Raw genomic sequence first — 17,950 nt, forward strand, 5'->3', positions numbered from 1 at the left:
TCAGCCTCCGGCCCATCGCGTATTGCGAATGACTCGCAACTGGTAGGATTAACTGCGGTACTGCTTCGGCGGTGCCGCAGTTTTTCATTCCCGCCCGAATCCGCACCCGCTGGGCGCACCCCGGACGGGAGACACCGCATGCAGCACCTGCTTAGAAAGCCGCCCCCATGAGCCCTACCCCGATGATCCCGAACCCGATCGTCACCTTCGACAACGCGCGACTGGCCTATGGATCCAGGGTCCTCTGGGAGGGCCTGGACCTGCAGGTGCAGCCGGGGGAGTTCCTGGCGGTGCTCGGGCCCAACGGCTCGGGCAAAACCAGCTTCATCAACACCATGCTGGGCACCACCTCGCTGGACGCCGGCACCGTGTCCATCGACGGGGCCCCGGTGCGCCGCGGCTCGGATTCGGTGGGCCTGATTCCGCAGCAGCGACCCTTCGGGGACAACGTGCCGCTGCGCGCCCGCGACCTGGTCGCGCTGGGCATCGACGGCACCAAGCCGGGCATCCGGCTGGCCCGCCGCGCGGTGAGCGCCAAGGTCGACGAGCTGCTCGAGCTGGTCGGCGCCAGCGGCTACGCCAACCGCGCGGTCAGTGACCTCTCCGGCGGCGAGCAGCAGCGGCTGCGCGCGGCCCAGGCGCTGGCCGGGAACCCCAAGGTGCTGCTGTGCGACGAACCGCTGCTCTCCCTTGATCTGCACCACCAGCAGGCCATCAGCGAGGTCATCCACCACCAGGCGGTGCAGCGCGGCAGCGCCGTCATCTTCGTCACCCACGAGATCAACCCGATCCTGCCCTACGTGGACCGGGTGCTCTACCTGGCCGAGGGCCGCTTCCACCTGGGCAGCGTGGACGAGGTCATGCGCACCGAGGTGCTCAGCGAGCTCTACGGCGCCCCGGTGCAGGTGCTGCGCGTGAACGGGCGCATCGTGGTGGTCAGCGGCGACGGCAACCGCGCCCTGCCGCCGGACGGGCACGACCACGCCGAGGACGCCGGCCCGGCCGCCGGAACGCCGAACACCACCGGAAAGCGGGCCTGAGCATGGATTTCGCAGACCTCATCGAGAAGGCCTTCAACTTCCAGGACTACGCGCTGCTGCTGCCATTGGTCAGCAACTCGCTGATCGCCGGCGCTGCGCTGGGCGTCGTCGGCGGGCTGATCGGCATCTTCATCATGATGCGCGACATGGCCTTCGCCGTGCACGGCATCGCGGAGCTGTCCTTCGCCGGCGCCGCCTTCGCGCTGCTGATCGGCGCGGACGTGGTCACCGGCTCGGTCTTCGGCTCGCTCATCGCGGCGCTGATCCTCGGGATGCTGGGCACCCGGGCGCGCGACCGCAACTCGATCACCGGCGTGCTGATGCCCTTCGGCCTGGGCTTGGGCATCTTGTTCCTCTCGCTCTACGAGGGGCGCAGCGCCAACAAGTTCGGGCTGCTCACCGGCCAGATCGTCGCGGTCGACGACGTGCAGCTGGGCGGCATGCTGGTGCTCAGCGCCGTGGTGGTGCTCGCGCTGGCGCTGATCTGGCGGCCGCTGACCTTCGCCAGCGCCGACCCGGTGGTGGCCAACGCGCGCGGCGTGCGCACCTCGGGGCTGTCGATCATCTTCATGATGGTGCTGGCGCTGGCCGTGGCGGTGACCATCCAGGTGGTCGGCGCGCTGCTGGTGCTCGCGCTGCTGATCACCCCGGCCGCCGCGGCGATGCGCGTGAGCTCCACCCCGGTGCTCACCGTGATCCTCTCGGTGGTGTTCGCCGAGCTGGCAGTGGTCGGCGGCATCCTGCTGGCGCTGGCCGGCTCGCTGCCGATCAGCCCCTACGTCACCACCATCTCCTTCGTGATCTACCTGGTTTGCCGGGCGATCGAGGCGGTGCGCTCCCCGCGCCGTCACCAGGTCTAGCGCTTCGCCCGCCCTGCGCCGGAACTATGGGCTGGCGCACGGCGCGGACTCAGCGTTCTCATAGCCGGGGGTCGTAACGTGGAAAGTACCTCAAAAGGTGCGAGTGATGATTCAACCGCGGCCCCGTCAGTCTTGTGACGGGGCCGCGGTTGGTTTAAGCGCGCTGCAGGCTAGCGGTCCCGCTTGGCCTGGCGCTGCGCGCCCTGCGAGGCGCTGGAGGCATCGCGCTTGATCCCTCCGGTGATTTTGGAGTGCTCGCGGGCGATGCCCGCACCCACCCCGGCGCCCGAGACCGCGTCGCCCGCGCCGTCCGGCCCGGTGTTGCGGTTGGCCTGCGCCATCGCCGGGCGCTCGGCCTTCAGCCGCTCGGCTTCCTGGCGTGCGACGGCGGCCAGCCTGGCCGACACGATGGACAATGCCTCTTCGAAGGCTTCGGCGCGATGGCGCGACTTGCCGCCCTTGGGGTGCGCCGCCCCGCGCCCGGCTTCCTCGGCCACGGAGGCTGCCGCCTTGCGGCGGTAGTTCTTGGGTGCTTCTTCCTGGCCCGGCGCACCCGGCGGTGCAGTGCCAGCAGTTCTTCTTCGTCCAGCGGTTCAAGCCGAGCCGGCACGAGTTCCCGGATCAATTCCTGCTCCGATTCCTTCACGACCCGCAGATAGTTCTCCATGCCGCCTTCTCCTTGCCAGGGCTGATCCCCGGTGCAGGGGGTTCCGAGGGCGTGGATCCGAGCTATTGCCCAAGGCGGTGCCTGGCAAGCACCGCGGGTACGCCCGCGACGGGCACGCATCCGGAGTATGGGTATTTGCTGGGAACCAGCTGACGATGTTGGAGCGGCCGCGGCACTCATTGCTACGGTGTCAGCAGCGGCACTCATTGCTACGGTGTCAGCAACCGATGAAAGGAGCACCGACATGGAGAACAACGCGGAATTCCCGAACCACGGCGATGCCGTGCAGCCCGAGTCAGCTGAGGAGCAGGCGGCCGCTGCCCAGGGGGACCACCTGTCCGATCCGGCCCGCAACGACGAGGTCGGCCACGACTGGACCGACGAAGGCGGCGCCACGCCCAACGGCCCCGCAACCGAGGGGAACGAAGAGCGCTAGTTCCGCCCTCTGGCCCCAGCCCCCGCGCGGTTCCGCGCAGCGACGCACTGCGCCGCGACGGACCGCCCGGGGGCTTTGCCGCGTCCAGGGCCCGACCCGGTGGTGGCGCACCTGCGCGGCACCGCGCGGGGCGCCGGACAGGCTTCACGCAGCGCCTGCCGTGCGCCGGCCGGGACCCGGACCGGCTGGTCCCCAGCCGGCACCGGGCCCCTGAGCCCTAGTCGCCGGCTTCGCGGCAGGCGGCGCAGATGCCGTAGATTTCCACGGTGTGCTCCGGGTCGGTGAAGTCGTTCTCCGCCGCGACCCGGGCGGCCCAGCGCTCGACGGAGGGGGCGAGCACCTCCACGGTCTTGGAGCACACGCGGCAGATCAGGTGGTGGTGGTGCGCCTCGGTGATGCAGCGGCGGAAGCGGGCCTCGCCGTCGGCGCTGCGCAGCACATCGACCAGTCCGTCGTCGGACATGGATTGCAGCAGACGGTACACCGTGGCCAGCGAGACCTTCTTCTCGGCCTCCTGCAGCCAGCGGTGCAGCTCCTGGGCGGTCGCGAAGTCGTCGACCTGTTCCAGCGCCTCCTCCACCGCGACCCGCTGCTTGGTGATCCGGGTTTCGGGCTGTGCCATGGCCGTGCACCATTCCTCTCCTGCTAGGGGATGTTCGTGGTTGCCGCGCCGGCCTGCGGGTGTCGAATCGACCCCAGCCACCGGCGGTTTAACCCAATTTTAGCCAACTTTGGGCCGCAGGGCGTGTCTGGTGGTGGCACGGTACGCCGCCGGAGCCTACGCTAAGGACATGCGTATCACATCCAGAGGGCATTCGTGCCTGGAACTGAGCACCGTCGACGGGTCGCTGCTGCTGGACCCGGGATCCTTCAGCGATCTGGACGGGGCGTTCGAGAACAAGGCCGCGGTGCTGGTCACCCACCAGCACCCTGACCACGCCGACCATCCGGCGCTGGCCGCCGCGCTGGAGGCCGACCCGGTGCTCCAGGTGTACGCGCCGGCCGGGCTGGCCGACGCGCTGCGCACCGAGCTGCCCGCCGCGCGCCGCGCCCAGGTGCACACCGTGCACGAAGGCATGGACTTCATCGTCGGCGGGATCCGGGTGCGCACCTTTGGCGGCACCCACGCCACCATCCACCACTCGATCGACCCGATCGCGAACGTGGGCTATCTGGTGGGCGACGGCGCCGTGGGCCGGGTGCAGGTTTTCCACCCGGGAGACAGCTACCAGGTGCCGATCGGCGTGCGCCCGGACGTGCTGCTGCTGCCGGTCATGGGCCCCTGGGGCAAGATGGCCGAGGCCGCCGACTTCGCGGCGGCAGTCGGCGCCCCGGTCTGGGTGCCGATCCACGACGGGCTGCTCAACGGCCGCGGCACCGGGCTGTTCGACCGCCAGCTCGGCGCGATCGCCGCGCACCAGGGGGCGAACTACCAGCGCTTGGAGCCCCTGACGGAGTACCGCGCCGCCGAGCTGCTGGCCGCCGCCGAGTCCTCGCAGACCGACGCGGGCAGCGTGGAGGGGCACGCATGAACCCGCTGATTTCCGCCGCCGCGCTGGCCGCGCTGCTCGACGCTCCGGGCCCCTCGCCGGTGCTGCTGGATGTGCGCTGGTCGCTGGGCCGCAGCGACGGGCGCGAGCTCTACGCCGCCGGGCACATCCCCGGCGCGGTGTTCGTCGACCTGGAACGCGAGCTGTCCTCCGCTCCCGGGCACCAGACCGGCCGCCACCCGCTGCCGCTGCCGGCCGACTTCGAGGCCGCCGCCCGGCGCTGGGGGATCAGCCAGGACTCGCAGGTGGTGGTGTACGACGACTCCGGCGCGCTGGCCGCCGCCCGCGCCTGGTGGCTGCTGCGCCATGCAGGCTTCGAGAACGCGGCCGTGCTGGACGGAGGACTGGATGCCTACAAGGCGCTGCCCGGCACGCAGCTGGCCGCCGGGGAGCAGTCGAACGCCCCGGGCGACGTCACCCTGTCCTGGGGGCGCATGCCGGTCATCGAGTTCGAGCAGCTGGCCGGATTTTCCGGCACGCTGATCGACTCGCGCGCCACCGCCCGCTACCTGGGCATCGAGGAGCCGATCGACCCGGTCGCCGGCCACATCCCGGGCGCCCGCAACCGCCCGACCACCGACAACCTCGACTCGCAGGCGCGCTTCCTGCCCGCCGCGGTGCTGCGCGCCGACTTCGCCAAGCTCGGCGTTGACAGCGGGGGCGCTGCGGCCTACTGCGGCTCCGGGATCACCGCGGCCCACCAGGTGCTCGCCGCGCACACCGCCGGGATCGAGCTGGCGCTGTACCCGGGCAGCTGGTCCGAGTACTGCTCGCACCCCGAGGCCCCGGTCGCCACCAGCGACGAGCAGCACCGCCACTAGATGTCCGCGCGGCGCGCTCCACCAGGGGCCGCCGCGCGCCCGCAACCGCCCGCCGACGCGGGCAGAAAGGCAGCCCATGAGTACGCTGTTCACTAAAATCATCAACGGCGAGATCCCCGGCCGCTTCGTCTGGTCCGATGCGCAGTGCGTCGGCTTCCTGTCCATCGGCCCGCTGTCCGACGGGCACACCCTGGTGGTGCCGCGCGCGGAGATCAACGAGTTCACCGACGCGCCCGACGAGCTGGTCTCTCACCTGACCCTGGTCGCCACGAAGATCGGCCGCACCCAGAAGCGCGTGTTCAACTCCGCCCGCGCCGGGCTGATGATCGCCGGCTTCGAGGTCCCGCACCTGCATGTGCACGTCTGGCCGACCAACTCGCTGGCCGACTTCGATCTGGCCAATGCCGCGGTCAACCCGGACCCGGCGCAGATGGACGCGAACGCGCAGACGCTGCGCGACGGGCTGCGCGCCGACGGCCACTCGGAATTCGTCCCGGCCGACTAGCGCCGCCGGCCCCCGGCTCAAGAACGCCGAATGCCCGCCGGAACCGGCCATGCAGGTCGGCTCCGGCGGGCATTTTCCGGCCCCGGCGCGGGCCGGGGCGCCGGCGGCTGGAGCGTCGTCGGCTCCAGGCCGTCGGCTACAGCGCCGACAGGCCGTCCTTGATGGCCTTGCGGATGCGCTTCTCGCTGACCGAATACGCGGTGCCCAGCTCCTGGGCGAACAGCGAAATGCGCATCTCCTCCAGCATCCACTTCACCTCGCGCAGCCCCGCCGGCAGGCGCGCGCCCTCCGGGACCTTGTCCAGGGCGGCGTCGTACTCGTCCTCCAGCTTCTGGATCACGACCAGCGCCTGCGAGTCGCGGGTGACCGCGCCGCCGGCGAGCTTCTCCAGCCGCTTCTCGATGCCCGCCAGATAGCGCGGCAGGCGCAGCAGGTGCGCCGCACCGGTGGCGGCGATGAACCCGGGGTAGATCAGCTGCTCCAGCTGCGAGCGGATGTCGGTGATCGCGGCGTACATGGCCAGCGAGCGGGTGGCCTTCAGCTCCTTGGAGATCCGCGTGGCCGCGGCGAAGACCTTGGCCACCACCGCGGTGATGGAGAAGACCGTGTCGATCTGCTCCGCGCGCACCACCTCGAACAGCGCCTCGAACGCCGCGCGGTCCATCGGCAGCTGCTCGGGCACCAGCTTGTCCACCGCCGCCATGGTGCAGTCGCTGATCAGGTGCTCGATCGAGCCGTGCGGGTTCTGCGTGAACGCCAGCTTCTCGGTGTTGTCCAGGTGCGAGATCACGAACTTCGCCGCCGGCGGCAGGCGCAGCATCAGCAGCCGGATCACGCCGGTGCGGTGCGCCGCGTCGCGCTCCACGGCCGAGCGGAACACCGTCAGGTCCACGCGCTCGCCCTGGGCGATCAGGCCCGGGTACGCGGTGATCTGCTGGCCCATCACCGTGGTCGTGACCTTGTCCGGCAGCCTGTCGCCCAGCGTGTCCCCGGCGGCGTCAAGCTGCGGCCAGGCATCGAGCTTTTGCTGGTCCCAGGCCCCCGCGGCGTTCTTCGCGCCCCGGGTGCCCTTTCCGGCCTTGTTGCCCTGCCGGCCCGTGGCCGTTTTGCCCTGCCCGCCCTTGGCGGCTGCGGCAGGGGTCCCCGGCTTGCCTGGTTTGCCCGGAAGAGCTGCGCCGGGGGAGTTGACCCCGCTGGCCAGCGCGGCGCGGTTGGCCGCGGCCAGCTTGTACTGCAGCTTGCCCAGGTCGTCGCCCTGGCCCAGCACCTTGCCGGAGGCGTCGGTGACGGTGAAGCCGAAACGCAGGTGCGCGGGCAGCGTGGAGAAGTCGAAAACGGCCGGGTCCACGACGATGCCGCGCAGCCGCCGCAGCACCAGCGCCAGCGACTGGGCCAGGTCGTCGGTGGCGGGATCGAAATCGGCCTCCAGCATCGCCAGCGCCTTGCCCGCCACGTCCGGGGCGGGCACGAAGTTCTTGCGGATCGCCTTGGGCATGGAACGGATCAGCGCGGTGAGCAGCTCGTGGCGCAGGCCCGGGATCAGCCAGGCGAACCGCGCCGGATCCAGCTGGTTCAGGAACACCACCGGCACGGTCAGGGAAACGCCGTCGCCCTCGCCGCTGGCGGCGGCCGGGTTGTACTCGTAGCTCAGCGGCAGGTGGATGCTGCCCAGCGCCCAGGTTTTCGGGAAGGCGGTCTCGTCCAGCGCCTGCGCGTCGGCGGCCAGCAGCGCCTCGGGATCGAAGTCAAGCAGCGCCGGATCCGCGGCGCGCGCCTTTTTCCACCAGCGGTCGAAGTGCCGCTCGGAGAGGATGTCCTGCGGCAGCCGGGCATCGTAGAACGCGAACAGGTCCTCATCGCTGATGCGCAAATCGTGCCGGCGCATGCGGGTTTCCAGCTCCTCGACTTCCTCCAGCAGCGCGCGGTTCTTCGCGAAGAACTTGTGGTGCGTGCGCCAGTCACCCTCCACCAGCGCGTGGCGGATGAACAGCTCGCGGGCCAGCGCCTTGTCCACGCGCCAGTAGTGGAACTGGCGGCGCGGCACGATCGGCAGCCCGAAGAGCGTGAGCTTCTCGTAGCCCATCACCGAACCGTTGCGCTTGGACCAGTGCGGCTCCGAATAGGTGCGCTTGAGCAGGTGCGGGGCCAGCTCCTCCACCCAGGCCGGATCGATCACCGCATTGGTGCGCGCCCACAGCCGGGAGGTCTCCACCAGCTCGGCGGCCATCACCCAGGTCGGCGACTTCTTGAACAGCCCGGAGCCGGGGAAGATCGCGAAGCGGGTGCCGCGCGCTCCGACGTAGTCGCGCTTGCGCTCGTCGTAGAGCCCGATGTGCCCCAGCAGCCCGGAGAGCAGCGACTTGTGCACGGCGTCCTCGTTGGCGGCCGGCTCGATCGGCGCGGCGGCCACGGTGATGCCCAGGGGCTTGGCCAGCTGGCGCAGCTGCGTGAACAAGTCCTGCCATTCGCGAACCCGCAGGTAGTTGATGTGCTCGGCCTTGCACAGCCGGCGGAACGCGGAGGAGGACAGCTCGTTCTGCTGCTCGCGCACGTACGCCCACAGGTTCAGCAGCGCGGTGAAGTCCGACTTGTCGTCGGCGAAGCGCTTGTGCAGCTCGGCGGCGCGCTCGCGCTGGCCGGTGTCCTCGGAGGGGCGTTCGCGCGGATCCTGGATGCTCAGCGCCGCGGCCAGCACCATCAGCTCCTTGGCCACGCCGCGCCCGGCGGCCTCCACGATCATGCGGCCCAGCCGCACATCCAGCGGCAGCTGCGCCAGCTGGCGGCCCACCGGGGTGATGCCCGCGCGCTTCTGGCCATCCAGCGCCCCCAGCTCGCGCAGCAGGTTCACGCCGTCGGAGATCGCCCGCGATTCCGGCGGCTGCACAAACGGGAATTCGGAGACCTCCGCGGCCGAGGCCACCACGCCCATGGAGATCATCTGCAGGATCACGCTGGCCAGGTTGGTGCGCAGGATCTCCGGGTCGGTGAACTCCGGTCGGCTCTGGTAGTCGTCCTCGGAGTAGAGGCGGATCGCGATGCCCTCGGACACGCGGCCGCAGCGGCCAGAGCGCTGGTTCGCGCTGGCCTGGGAGACGCGCTCGATCGGCAGGCGCTGCACCTTGGTGCGGTGCGAGTAGCGCGAGATGCGCGCGGTGCCGGTGTCGATCACGTACTTGATGCCCGGCACGGTCAGGGAGGTTTCCGCCACGTTGGTGGCCAGGATGATGCGCGGGGCGGCGCCCGGGTGGAAGACCCGGTGCTGCTCGGCCAGCGAGAGCCTGGCGAACAGCGGCAGCACCTCGTAGCGCGGCAGGCGCTTGTTGGAGGCGACCAGCGCGCGCAGCGCATCGGCGGCGTCGCGGATCTCGCGCTCGCCGGAGAAGAAGATGAGGATGTCGCCCGGGGCCTCGCCGGCCAGCTCGCGGACCGCGTCGGTCACCGCATCCAGCGGGTCGCGGTCGTCCTCCAGCGACTCGGCGTCCGCGTCCTCGTCCAGGTCGACCTCGGCGGCCAGCGGGCGGTAGCGCAGCTCCACGGGGAAGGTGCGCCCGGAGACCTCGAGGATCGGCGCCGGGACCAGCTCGCCCTCCGCGTCCAGCGTGCCGAAGTGCGCGGCGAAGCGTTCGGGGTCGATGGTCGCGGAGGTGATGATGATCTTCAAGTCCGGGCGCCTGGGCATGATCTGCTTGAGGTAGCCCAGCAGGAAATCGATGTTCAGGCTGCGCTCGTGCGCCTCGTCGATGATGATCGCCGAGTACTTCTTCAGGAGCTTGTCGCGCTGGATCTCCGCCAGCAGGATGCCGTCGGTCATCACCTTCAGCTTGGTGCGCTTGGAAACCTCGCCGGTGAAGCGCACGTGGAAGCCGACTTCCTCGCCGATGCTCGTGCCCATTTCCTCGGCGATGCGCTCGGCCACGGTGCGCGCCGCAAGGCGCCGCGGCTGGGTGTGGCCGATCATGCCCTTCTCGGCCAGCCCGAGCTCGATGAGCATCTTGGGCAGCTGGGTGGTCTTGCCGGAACCGGTTTCGCCGGCGATCACGACCACCTGGTTCTTGGATACCGCGTCGAGGATGTCCTCGCGGCGACCGGAGACGGGCAGAGCTTCGGGATAGGAAATGGTTAGCGCCATGATGCCCCCATTCTATGCGCGTTCGCGCCGCGTCGCCCGCCGCGCCCCGGAGCGGCTTTTCGCTTCGCGAACCGACGTGACCCGGATCGCGTTCGACGCAAGTCAAGTTCGCATTTCGTCCAAACAATCGTCGCCAGCTTGAGGCTGTGGAATACAAAAGATGTCCATTGCGCGGTTTTGCGCTCGATTTTGTGCGGCGTTTGCGCCCGATCAACACGCAAATGTCTTCAATACGGCGTTGATTGTAGTCAAGGTGAGGTCGTTCACATGTAAGATCGGGGGTAATCACCGTCACCTGGTCCGGATCGTTCCCGAGCCGACAGCGAGCCTGGCGGCTCTCCGGAACCAGTGAAGTCTCGGTGGTTATCACTCGCATAGGGAACTTTGAAAGGAACCTTCATGAAGCGCTTTACGGCTTTGAAATTCGCGGCCATCGCCGCCACCGGCGCCCTGGCCCTGACCGCCTGCGGCAGCAACGATTCCGGCAGCAACGACGCAGCCAAGACCGACGAGCCGGTCAAGATCGGCATCGCCCAGTACGTGTCCCACCCGTCGCTGGACGCCGTGGCCAGTGGCTTCAAGAAGGGCATGGAGAACGCCGGCTACACCGGCGACAAGATCTCCTACGACGAAAACAACGCGCAGGGCGACCAGGCCACCAACACCTCCATGGTCGGCAAGCTCGCCTCGGACAGCGACATCGACCTGGTCCTGGCCATCGCCACCCCGACCGCCCAGGCCGCCGCCCAGGCGATCACCAGCGTCCCGGTGGTCTTCTCCGCCGTCACCGATCCGGTGGACGCCAAGCTGGTCGCCTCCAACGAGGCGCCGGGCGCCAACGTCACCGGCACCTCGGACAAGAACCCGGTCAAGGAGCAGCTGGAGCTGCTCAAGGAACTGGCGCCTGAAGCCAAGAACGTCGGCATCGTCTACTCCTCGGGCGAAGCGAACTCTGCAGTCCAGGTCCAGTGGGCCAAGGACGCCGCCGCTGAGCTGGGCCTGACCATCAAGGAATCCGCGATCTCCGCTCCGAGCGAGGTCCAGCAGGCGGCCAGCTCGCTGGACGTCGACGCGTTCTACGTGCCGACCGACAATGCAGTGGTTTCCGCCCTGGAAGGCCTGCTGCAGACCGCCCAGTCCAAGAAGGTTCCGGTCATCTCCGCCGACGGCGAGTCCGTCAAGCGCGGCGCGACCGCCACCTACGGCATCAACTACGAGAAGCTGGGCGAGCAGACCGCCGCCATGGCCGTGAAGATCCTCAAGGGCGAGGCCAAGCCGGCCGAGATGCCGGTTGAGACCATCTCCCAGGTCGAGCTGTACCTGAACGAGGAAGCTGCCAAGAAGGTCGGCATCGAGTTCTCCGACGACATGAAGTCGAAGGCCGTGCAGACCTACTAAGGCTCGCCGGACCAAACCTGCGGCACGAAGGCGGGGCGCGCACCATGCCGCCCCGCCTTCGTCGCGACTACCCACAAATTTTGACAACTCAAGGATCCGAACATGATCACCGCAGTTGAACTCGGGCTGATTTACGCCATCATGGCGCTCGGGGTGTACCTGACCTTCCGCATTCTGGACTTTCCCGACCTCACCGTCGACGGCAGCTTCACCACCGGCGCCGCCGTGGCGGCTGTCAGCATCGTCAACGGGGTCAATCCCTGGCTGGCCACCCTGCTGGCATTCCTCGCCGGCATGGCCGCAGGCGCCGTCACCGGCCTGCTGCATACCAAGGGCAAGATCGACGGCCTGCTGGCCGGTATTCTCACGATGATCGCGCTGTACTCGATCAACCTGCGCATCATGGGCAAGGCGAATACGCCGCTGCTGGGCGAGGAAACGCTCATCAGCCCGATGCGCGCCGCCGGCATCCTCGGCTCCTGGACCTCCATCGGCATCTTCTTCCTGGTCAGCCTCGTGCTGGTCGCGGCCGTGGTCTGGTTCCTGCACACGGAGATGGGCATGGCCATGCGCGCCACCGGCGACAACCAGGAAATGATCCGCTCCTTCGGCGTGAGCACCGACAACCAGAAGATCCTGGGCCTGGCGCTGTCCAACGGCCTGGTCGGCGCCTCCGGCGCGGTGGTGGCCCAGTACCAGGGCTTCGCCGACGTCGGCATGGGCATCGGCGTGATCCTGATCGGCCTGGCCTCGGTCATCGTCGGCCAGGCGATCCTCACCCAGCGCTACATCTGGCTGGCGGCCCTGGCCGTCGTCATCGGCGCGGTGCTCTACCGCCTGGTCATCCAGCTGGCCCTGGTCGCCGGCCTGGAGGTCAACGACATGAAGCTGATTTCCGCCGTGCTGGTCGTCATCGCCCTGCTGCTGCCGAAGTGGAAGGGCTTCCAGAAGATCGTGAAGTCCTTCAAGCGCACCCCGGCGCCCGTCACCGACTCCAAGGAAGAGGTTCGCACCAATGCTTGAGATCAAGAACCTGTCTCGCACGTTCTTCCCCGGCACGGTGAATGAACGCAAGGCGCTGCGCAACATCAACCTGACTCTGGGGAACGGCGAATTCGTCACCGTGATCGGCTCCAACGGCGCCGGCAAGTCCACGGTGCTGAACATGGTGGCCGGCAAGCTGCAGCCGGACGCCGGAACGGTGACGATCGACGGGAAGAACGTCACCAAGTTGGCCGACTTCCGCCGCGCCAAATACATCGGCCGCGTGTTCCAGGATCCGATGGCCGGCACCGCGCCGACCATGTCGATCGAGGAGAACATGGCCCTGGCCTACGCCCGAGGACGCTTCCGCGGACTGGGCGCCGGGGTCGGGGCCAAGCGCCGCGAGCTGTTCGTCGAAGAGCTGAAGTCCCTGGAGCTCGGGCTCGAGAACCGCCTGAAGACCAAGGTCGGCCTGCTCTCCGGCGGCCAGCGCCAGGCGCTGAGCCTGCTCATGGCCACGTTCTCCGAGCCCAAGATCCTGCTGCTCGACGAGCACACCGCCGCGCTGGACCCGCAGCGCGCCGCGCTGGTGTCGCGCCTGACCAACCAGATCGTCGAACGCCACCAGCTGACCACGTTGATGGTCACGCACAACATGGAGCAGGCGCTGCAACTGGGCACGCGACTGATCATGATGCACGACGGGCAGATCATCCTGGACCTGGATTCCGAGCAGAAGCAGCAGATGACCGTCAAGGACCTGCTGGGCGAGTTCGAGAAGATCAAGGGCGCCCAGCTCGATGACCGCACCATGCTGCAGTAGCAGCCCGCGTCGCTGAACTGGCAACGGCCCCGCCGGATGGGAATACTCCTCGCCGGCGGGGCCGTCGCCGTCCCCGCCACCGGGCGGCGTCCGGGTGGGCGCAGAAAAACCGCAGGTCCCGGCGTAAACCAGGACCTGCGGTGAGGTGGTGCCCCTGAAAGGAATCGAACCTTCGGCCTTCTGCTCCGGAGGCAGACGCTCTATCCACTGAGCTACAGAGGCGTGTTGCCGGGCAACGAAAAAATACTATCAGGTCGCAAGGCCAAACGTGGAATCCGCGCCAACGGCGGTTTGCGCGGCGAATGCCTACATGATCACAGCCTGCGGCGTCATGAATGCCCGTGGGGAGCGCGAAAAACCGGTAGTCTTGATGGGTGACTCTTGAAGAACTCTCCGCAGCAATATCCGCATGCCTCACCCAGGCCGTAGCAGCCGGCGAAATCTCCGTCGACATCCCCGACGTCGTGCGCGTGGAGCGACCCAAGAGCCGTGAACACGGCGATTGGGCGACCAACATCGCGCTCCAGCTGGGCAAGAAGGCCGGCATGGCCCCGCGCGACTTCGCGCAGCTGCTGGCCAACCGCCTGGCCGAGGTACCGGGAGTCGGCGCCGTGGACATCGCAGGCCCCGGCTTCCTGAACATCACCCTGGACGCCGCCGCCGCCGGCGAGCTGGCCCGCACCATCGTCGAGGCCGGCAAGGCCTACGGCACCAACGACTCCCTGGCCGGCCATGTGGTCAACATGGAGTTCGTCTCCGCGAACCCGACCGGCCCGCTGCACATCGGCCACACCCGCTGGGCCGCGCTGGGCGATGCGATCGCCCGCGTGCTGCGCGCCTCCGGCGCGGATGTCACCAGCGAGTACTACATCAACGACGCCGGCAACCAGATGAACGTGTTCGCCCGTTCGGTCTACAACCGCATGCACGGCCTGCCGGTGCCCGAGGGCGGCTACCCGGGCGAGTACATCAAGGAACTGGCAGACATCGTCGAGGCCGAAGCCCCCGAGCTGAAGGGCCTGGACGAGGAGACCGCGCTGCCGCAGATCCGCGAGCTGGCCTACAAGGCGCAGATGGCAGACATCAAGAAGACCCTGGCGGACTTCGGCGTCAGCTTCGACGTGTTCTTCTCCGAGACCTCCTTGCACGAGGGCGGGGCCGTGGCCGACGCCGTGGCGCGCCTGCGCGAACAGGGCCACATCTTCGATCAGGAGGGCGCCGTCTGGCTGCGCACCACCGACTTCGGCGACGACAAGAACCGCGTGCTGATCCGCGCGAACGGCGAGCCGACCTACTTCGCGGCCGACGCCGCCTACTACCTGTCCAAGAAGGACCGCGGCTTCACCGAGAAGATCTACCTGCTCGGCGCCGACCACCACGGCTACGTCAACCGCCTGAAGGCCATCGCCGCCTGCGCGGGCGACGACAAGGAAAAGAACATCGAGGTGCTGATCGGGCAGCTGATCAGCGTCAACGGCGCGAAGCTGTCCAAGCGCGCGGGCAACATCATCGAGCTGCGCGACTTGATCGACTGGCTGGGCGCCGACGCGCTGCGCTACTCGCTGGGCCGTTTCCCTGCCGATTCGCCGATCGCGCTGGACCCTGAGCAGCTGAAGAAGAACACCAACGACAACCCGGTGTTCTACGTGCAGTACGCCCACGCGCGCTCCGCCGCCGCGGCCCGCAACGCCGCGGAGAAGAACGTGACCCGCGAGTCCTTCGACGCCAGCGAGCTGACCGACCCCACCGAGAACGAGCTGCTGGCAGTGCTCGGCCAGTTCCCGTCAGTGGTTGCCGGCGCCGCCGAGTTCCGCGAACCGCACCGCATCGCCCGCTATCTGGAGCAGGTCGCCGGCGCCTACCACTCGTGGTACGCCGCCACCCGCATCACCCCGATCGGCGAGGACACCAACGTGCTGCCGGTGCATTCCGCGCGCCTGTGGCTGAACGACGCAACCACCACCGTCCTGGCCAACGGCCTGGAACTGCTGGGCGTTTCCGCCCCGGAGAGGATGTAATACCCTATGGCCGCATCGCCGCTGGCTCCAGCTTGGCTGAACTTCCCGAACGACGTAAACACGCTGCGCGAGATCGAATGGGCCACCGGTGTGGCCCGCGGCGCCGATGGCCAGCTGGCCGTGCAGGGCATCCCCGTCGCGCAGCTGGCGCAGGAATTCGGCACCCCGCTGTTCGTGCTCGACGAGAACGACTTCCGCGCCCGCGCCGCCAGCTTCAAGTCCGCGTTCGACGCGGCCTTCAAGGACCTGTGTGGCGGGGTGGACGTCTACTACGCCGGCAAGGCGTTCTTGTGCACCGAGGTCGCCCGCTGGGTCACCGCCGAGGGGCTGCGTCTTGACACCTGCTCCGGCGGCGAGCTGGCAGTGGCCGCCGCGGCCGGCGTACCGGGGGAGAACCTCTCGCTGCACGGCAACAACAAGTCGGCCGCGGAAATCACCCGCGCCATCGAAACCGGCGTGGGCCGCATCGTGGTGGACTCGCTGGACGAGTTGGAACGCGTCATCCGCATCGCCGATGCGCTGGGCCAGCGCGCGAACGTGATGCTGCGCATCACCCCCGGCGTGCACGCCTCCACCCACGAGGCCATTGCCACCGCCCACGAGGACCAGAAGTTCGGCCTGTCCATCCTGGCCAACGACTCGGGCACCTCCCCGGCGCTGGACGCCGTGGCCCGCGCCCTGGATGCGGACAACGTGAACCTGCTGGGACTGCACGCGCACATCGGCTCGCAGATCTTCGAGGCCGAGGGCTTCGCCATGGCCGCACGCACCATGCTCGGCATCCTGGCGCAGATCCGCCAGCTCCACGGCGTCGAACTGGGCGAACTGGACCTCGGCGGCGGCTACGGCATCGCCTACACTTTGCAGGACCATCCCTCCACCCCGGTGAAGCTGGCCGCGCAGATGGCGCAGGTCGTCTCCGCGACGTGCGCCGAGCTGGACTTGGCCTGCCCGCGCATCTCCATCGAGCCGGGCCGCGCCATCGCCGGCCCGTCGACCTTCACCCTCTACGAGGCGGGCGTGCGCAAGGACGTCCAGGTCGAGGACGCCTCCGGCGCGCTGCATCCGCGCCGCTACCTGTCGGTGGACGGCGGCATGAGCGACAACCCGCGCCCGGTGCTCTACGACGCCCAGTACACCGCGGTGCTGGCCAGCCGTGTGACGCGCAGCGACGTAATTATTTCTCGCGTAGTTGGGAAACACTGCGAGTCAGGTGACATAGTCGTGAAGGACGTTTACCTGCCCGAGGATGTTGCCGCCGGCGATCTGCTGGCCGTGCCGGCCACCGGAGCCTACTGCTGGGCCCTGTCGAGCAACTACAACTACCTCACCCGCCCCGCGGTGGTAGCCGTACGCGACGGCCAAGCCCGTCTGATCGTGCGCAGGGAAACGGAAGCTGATTTGTTGGCCCGCGACATGGGAGTTTAATTGACCGCTGAAAAGAGCCTGAAGGTCGCCCTGCTGGGCTGCGGCACGGTCGGCGCGCAGGTCGCGCGTATCCTGCTTGAGGACGCGGCGGCGCTGGCCGACCGCAGCGGCGCGGCGCTGGAGCTGACCGGCATCGCCGTGCGCAACACCGCCTCCGAGCGCGACGTGCAGCTGCCCGCGGAGCTGTTCACCACCGACGCGAATTCGCTGATCGACCAGGCCGACGTGGTCATCGAGCTGCTCGGCGGGCTGCACCCGGCCGGTGACTACATCGCCCGGGCGCTGAAGCGCGGGGCGAGCGTCATCACCGGCAACAAGGCGCTGATCGCCGCCCAGGGCGCGCAGCTGAACCAGCTGGCCGCCGAGCACGGCGCCCAGCTGCGCTACGAGGCGGCCGTGGCCGGGGCCATCCCGATCCTGCGCCCGATCGCCGATTCGCTGGCAGGCGATCACATCACCAAGGTGATGGGCATCGTCAACGGCACCACGAACTTCATCCTGGACGCCATGGACTCCACCGGCGCCGCGTTCGACGACGTGCTCGCCCAGGCCCAGGCGCTGGGCTACGCGGAAGCCGATCCGACCGCCGACGTGGGCGGGCACGACGCCGCCGCGAAGGCCGCGATCCTCGCCTCGCTGGCGTTCCACACCACCGTCTCCTCGGACCAGGTGCACACCGAAGGCATCACCGAGGTGAGCGCGCAGGACGTGGCCGCCGCCGCCGAGGCCGGCTACGTCATCAAGCTGCTGGCGATCGCGGAGCACGCCGAAGCCGGAGTCTCGGTGCGCGTCTACCCTTCGCTGATCAAGCGCAGCCACCCGCTGGCCAGTGTCCGCGGCGCGTTCAACGCCGTATTCGTCGAGGCGGAAAACGCCGGGGACCTGATGTTCTACGGCGCCGGCGCGGGCGGCAACCCGACCGCCTCGGCAGTCATGGGCGACGTGGTTGCCGTGGCCCGCCAGCTGGCCGCCGGGGCCGGGCTGCCTAACGGCTCGGCCGACCAGCCGGTGAACCTGCTGGACTTCGAGCAGATCACCACCAGCTACTGGATCGGGCTGTCGGTCAAGGACCAGCCGGGCGTGCTCGCGAGCATCGCCGCGGTCTTCGGCGAGCACGGCGTCTCGATCGAGTCCATGAGCCAGCACAGCGATGCCGACGGCGAGGGCTCCGCGCTGCGCATCCTGACCCACCGGGGCGCCGAAGCGGCCCTGCGCACCACCGTCGACGCCGTCGCGGCGCTGGACGCGGTGCACTCTGTTACATCCGTTATGCGAGTTGAAGGAAACTAAC

15 protein-coding genes and 1 tRNA gene are annotated in these 17,950 nt (G+C 68.8%); 12 read left to right on the plus strand and 4 right to left on the minus strand.

Annotated elements, in window-relative coordinates:
- The first annotated feature begins 167 nt into the window (after positions 1-167).
- Together C1H84_RS15695 and C1H84_RS15700 are read left to right on the plus strand one after the other, a co-directional pair.
- Positions 168-1,040: a metal ABC transporter ATP-binding protein gene (locus tag C1H84_RS15695; protein WP_244910928.1), complete on the plus strand. Its 873-nt coding sequence runs from the start codon at positions 168-170 to the stop codon at positions 1,038-1,040.
- A 2-nt stretch (positions 1,041-1,042) separates the two neighbouring features.
- A complete protein-coding gene (locus C1H84_RS15700) occupies positions 1,043-1,900 on the plus strand; it encodes a metal ABC transporter permease (protein ID WP_047118727.1) in 858 nt (285 codons plus the stop codon).
- Between the two features lie 170 nt (positions 1,901-2,070).
- Here the strand turns inward: C1H84_RS15700 and C1H84_RS18575 are convergent, their stop codons facing one another.
- On the minus strand, positions 2,071-2,307 hold the full coding sequence (locus C1H84_RS18575; RefSeq protein ID WP_244910929.1) for a hypothetical protein: 237 nt from the start codon (positions 2,305-2,307) through the stop codon (positions 2,071-2,073).
- Positions 2,308-2,811: 504 nt separating this feature from the next.
- Between C1H84_RS18575 and C1H84_RS15710 the strand changes: the two genes are divergently transcribed.
- Complete coding sequence (locus C1H84_RS15710) at positions 2,812-3,003, plus strand: hypothetical protein (protein ID WP_113607935.1); 192 nt, start codon at positions 2,812-2,814, stop codon at positions 3,001-3,003.
- A 217-nt stretch (positions 3,004-3,220) separates the two neighbouring features.
- Here the strand turns inward: C1H84_RS15710 and C1H84_RS15715 are convergent, their stop codons facing one another.
- Positions 3,221-3,625: a Fur family transcriptional regulator gene (locus C1H84_RS15715; RefSeq protein ID WP_047118729.1), complete on the minus strand. Its 405-nt coding sequence runs from the start codon at positions 3,623-3,625 to the stop codon at positions 3,221-3,223.
- Between the two features lie 169 nt (positions 3,626-3,794).
- Between C1H84_RS15715 and C1H84_RS15720 the strand changes: the two genes are divergently transcribed.
- The 3 genes from C1H84_RS15720 (at position 3,795) to C1H84_RS15730 (ending at position 5,879) form a co-directional block, all read left to right on the plus strand.
- Positions 3,795-4,535 (plus strand): MBL fold metallo-hydrolase, encoded by a 741-nt coding sequence (locus C1H84_RS15720; protein ID WP_053797780.1) that lies wholly within the window; start codon positions 3,795-3,797, stop codon positions 4,533-4,535.
- The gene (locus C1H84_RS15725) at positions 4,532-5,374 is read left to right on the plus strand and encodes a sulfurtransferase (RefSeq protein ID WP_113607936.1); all 843 of its coding nucleotides are present in this window, start codon (positions 4,532-4,534) and stop codon (positions 5,372-5,374) included. Before C1H84_RS15720 ends, C1H84_RS15725 begins: the two co-directional genes overlap by 4 nt.
- Positions 5,375-5,450: 76 nt before the next feature.
- Positions 5,451-5,879 (plus strand): HIT family protein, encoded by a 429-nt coding sequence (locus C1H84_RS15730; protein WP_047118731.1) that lies wholly within the window; start codon positions 5,451-5,453, stop codon positions 5,877-5,879.
- Between the two features lie 136 nt (positions 5,880-6,015).
- Here C1H84_RS15730 and hrpA read toward each other — a convergent pair whose 3' ends face one another.
- On the minus strand, positions 6,016-10,008 hold the full coding sequence (hrpA, locus tag C1H84_RS15735) for an ATP-dependent RNA helicase HrpA (RefSeq protein ID WP_113607937.1): 3,993 nt from the start codon (positions 10,006-10,008) through the stop codon (positions 6,016-6,018).
- Positions 10,009-10,407: 399 nt separating this feature from the next.
- Between hrpA and C1H84_RS15740 the strand changes: the two genes are divergently transcribed.
- From C1H84_RS15740 to C1H84_RS15750, 3 genes are all read left to right on the plus strand, one after another.
- Positions 10,408-11,406 carry an ABC transporter substrate-binding protein gene (locus C1H84_RS15740; RefSeq protein WP_053797783.1) on the plus strand — a complete coding sequence of 333 codons (999 nt, stop codon included), beginning with the start codon at positions 10,408-10,410 and terminating at the stop codon, positions 11,404-11,406.
- A 102-nt stretch (positions 11,407-11,508) separates the two neighbouring features.
- Positions 11,509-12,429, plus strand: a complete 921-nt coding sequence (locus tag C1H84_RS15745) for an ABC transporter permease (RefSeq protein WP_053797784.1) — start codon at positions 11,509-11,511, stop codon at positions 12,427-12,429.
- A complete protein-coding gene (locus C1H84_RS15750; protein WP_047118735.1) occupies positions 12,422-13,213 on the plus strand; it encodes an ABC transporter ATP-binding protein in 792 nt (263 codons plus the stop codon). The genes C1H84_RS15745 and C1H84_RS15750 overlap by 8 nt, the downstream gene beginning before the upstream one ends.
- Positions 13,214-13,359: 146 nt before the next feature.
- Here the strand turns inward: C1H84_RS15750 and C1H84_RS15755 are convergent.
- A tRNA-Arg gene (locus C1H84_RS15755) sits at positions 13,360-13,435 on the minus strand.
- 152 nt (positions 13,436-13,587) lie between these two features.
- On the opposite strand from C1H84_RS15755, the gene argS reads away from it, so the two are divergent.
- From argS to C1H84_RS15770, 3 genes are read left to right on the plus strand one after another with little or no spacing between them, the layout of a single operon-like run.
- Positions 13,588-15,231, plus strand: coding sequence for an arginine--tRNA ligase (gene argS, locus C1H84_RS15760; protein WP_113607938.1), 1,644 nt, complete (start codon positions 13,588-13,590; stop codon positions 15,229-15,231).
- A 6-nt stretch (positions 15,232-15,237) separates the two neighbouring features.
- The gene (gene lysA / locus C1H84_RS15765) at positions 15,238-16,659 is read left to right on the plus strand and encodes a diaminopimelate decarboxylase (RefSeq protein WP_113607939.1); all 1,422 of its coding nucleotides are present in this window, start codon (positions 15,238-15,240) and stop codon (positions 16,657-16,659) included.
- On the plus strand, positions 16,660-17,949 hold the full coding sequence (locus tag C1H84_RS15770; RefSeq protein WP_047118738.1) for a homoserine dehydrogenase: 1,290 nt from the start codon (positions 16,660-16,662) through the stop codon (positions 17,947-17,949).
- Position 17,950: the final 1 nt, after the last annotated feature.

It is taken from the genome of Glutamicibacter soli (assembly GCF_003309065.1).
Classification (GTDB): domain Bacteria; phylum Actinomycetota; class Actinomycetes; order Actinomycetales; family Micrococcaceae; genus Glutamicibacter; species Glutamicibacter soli.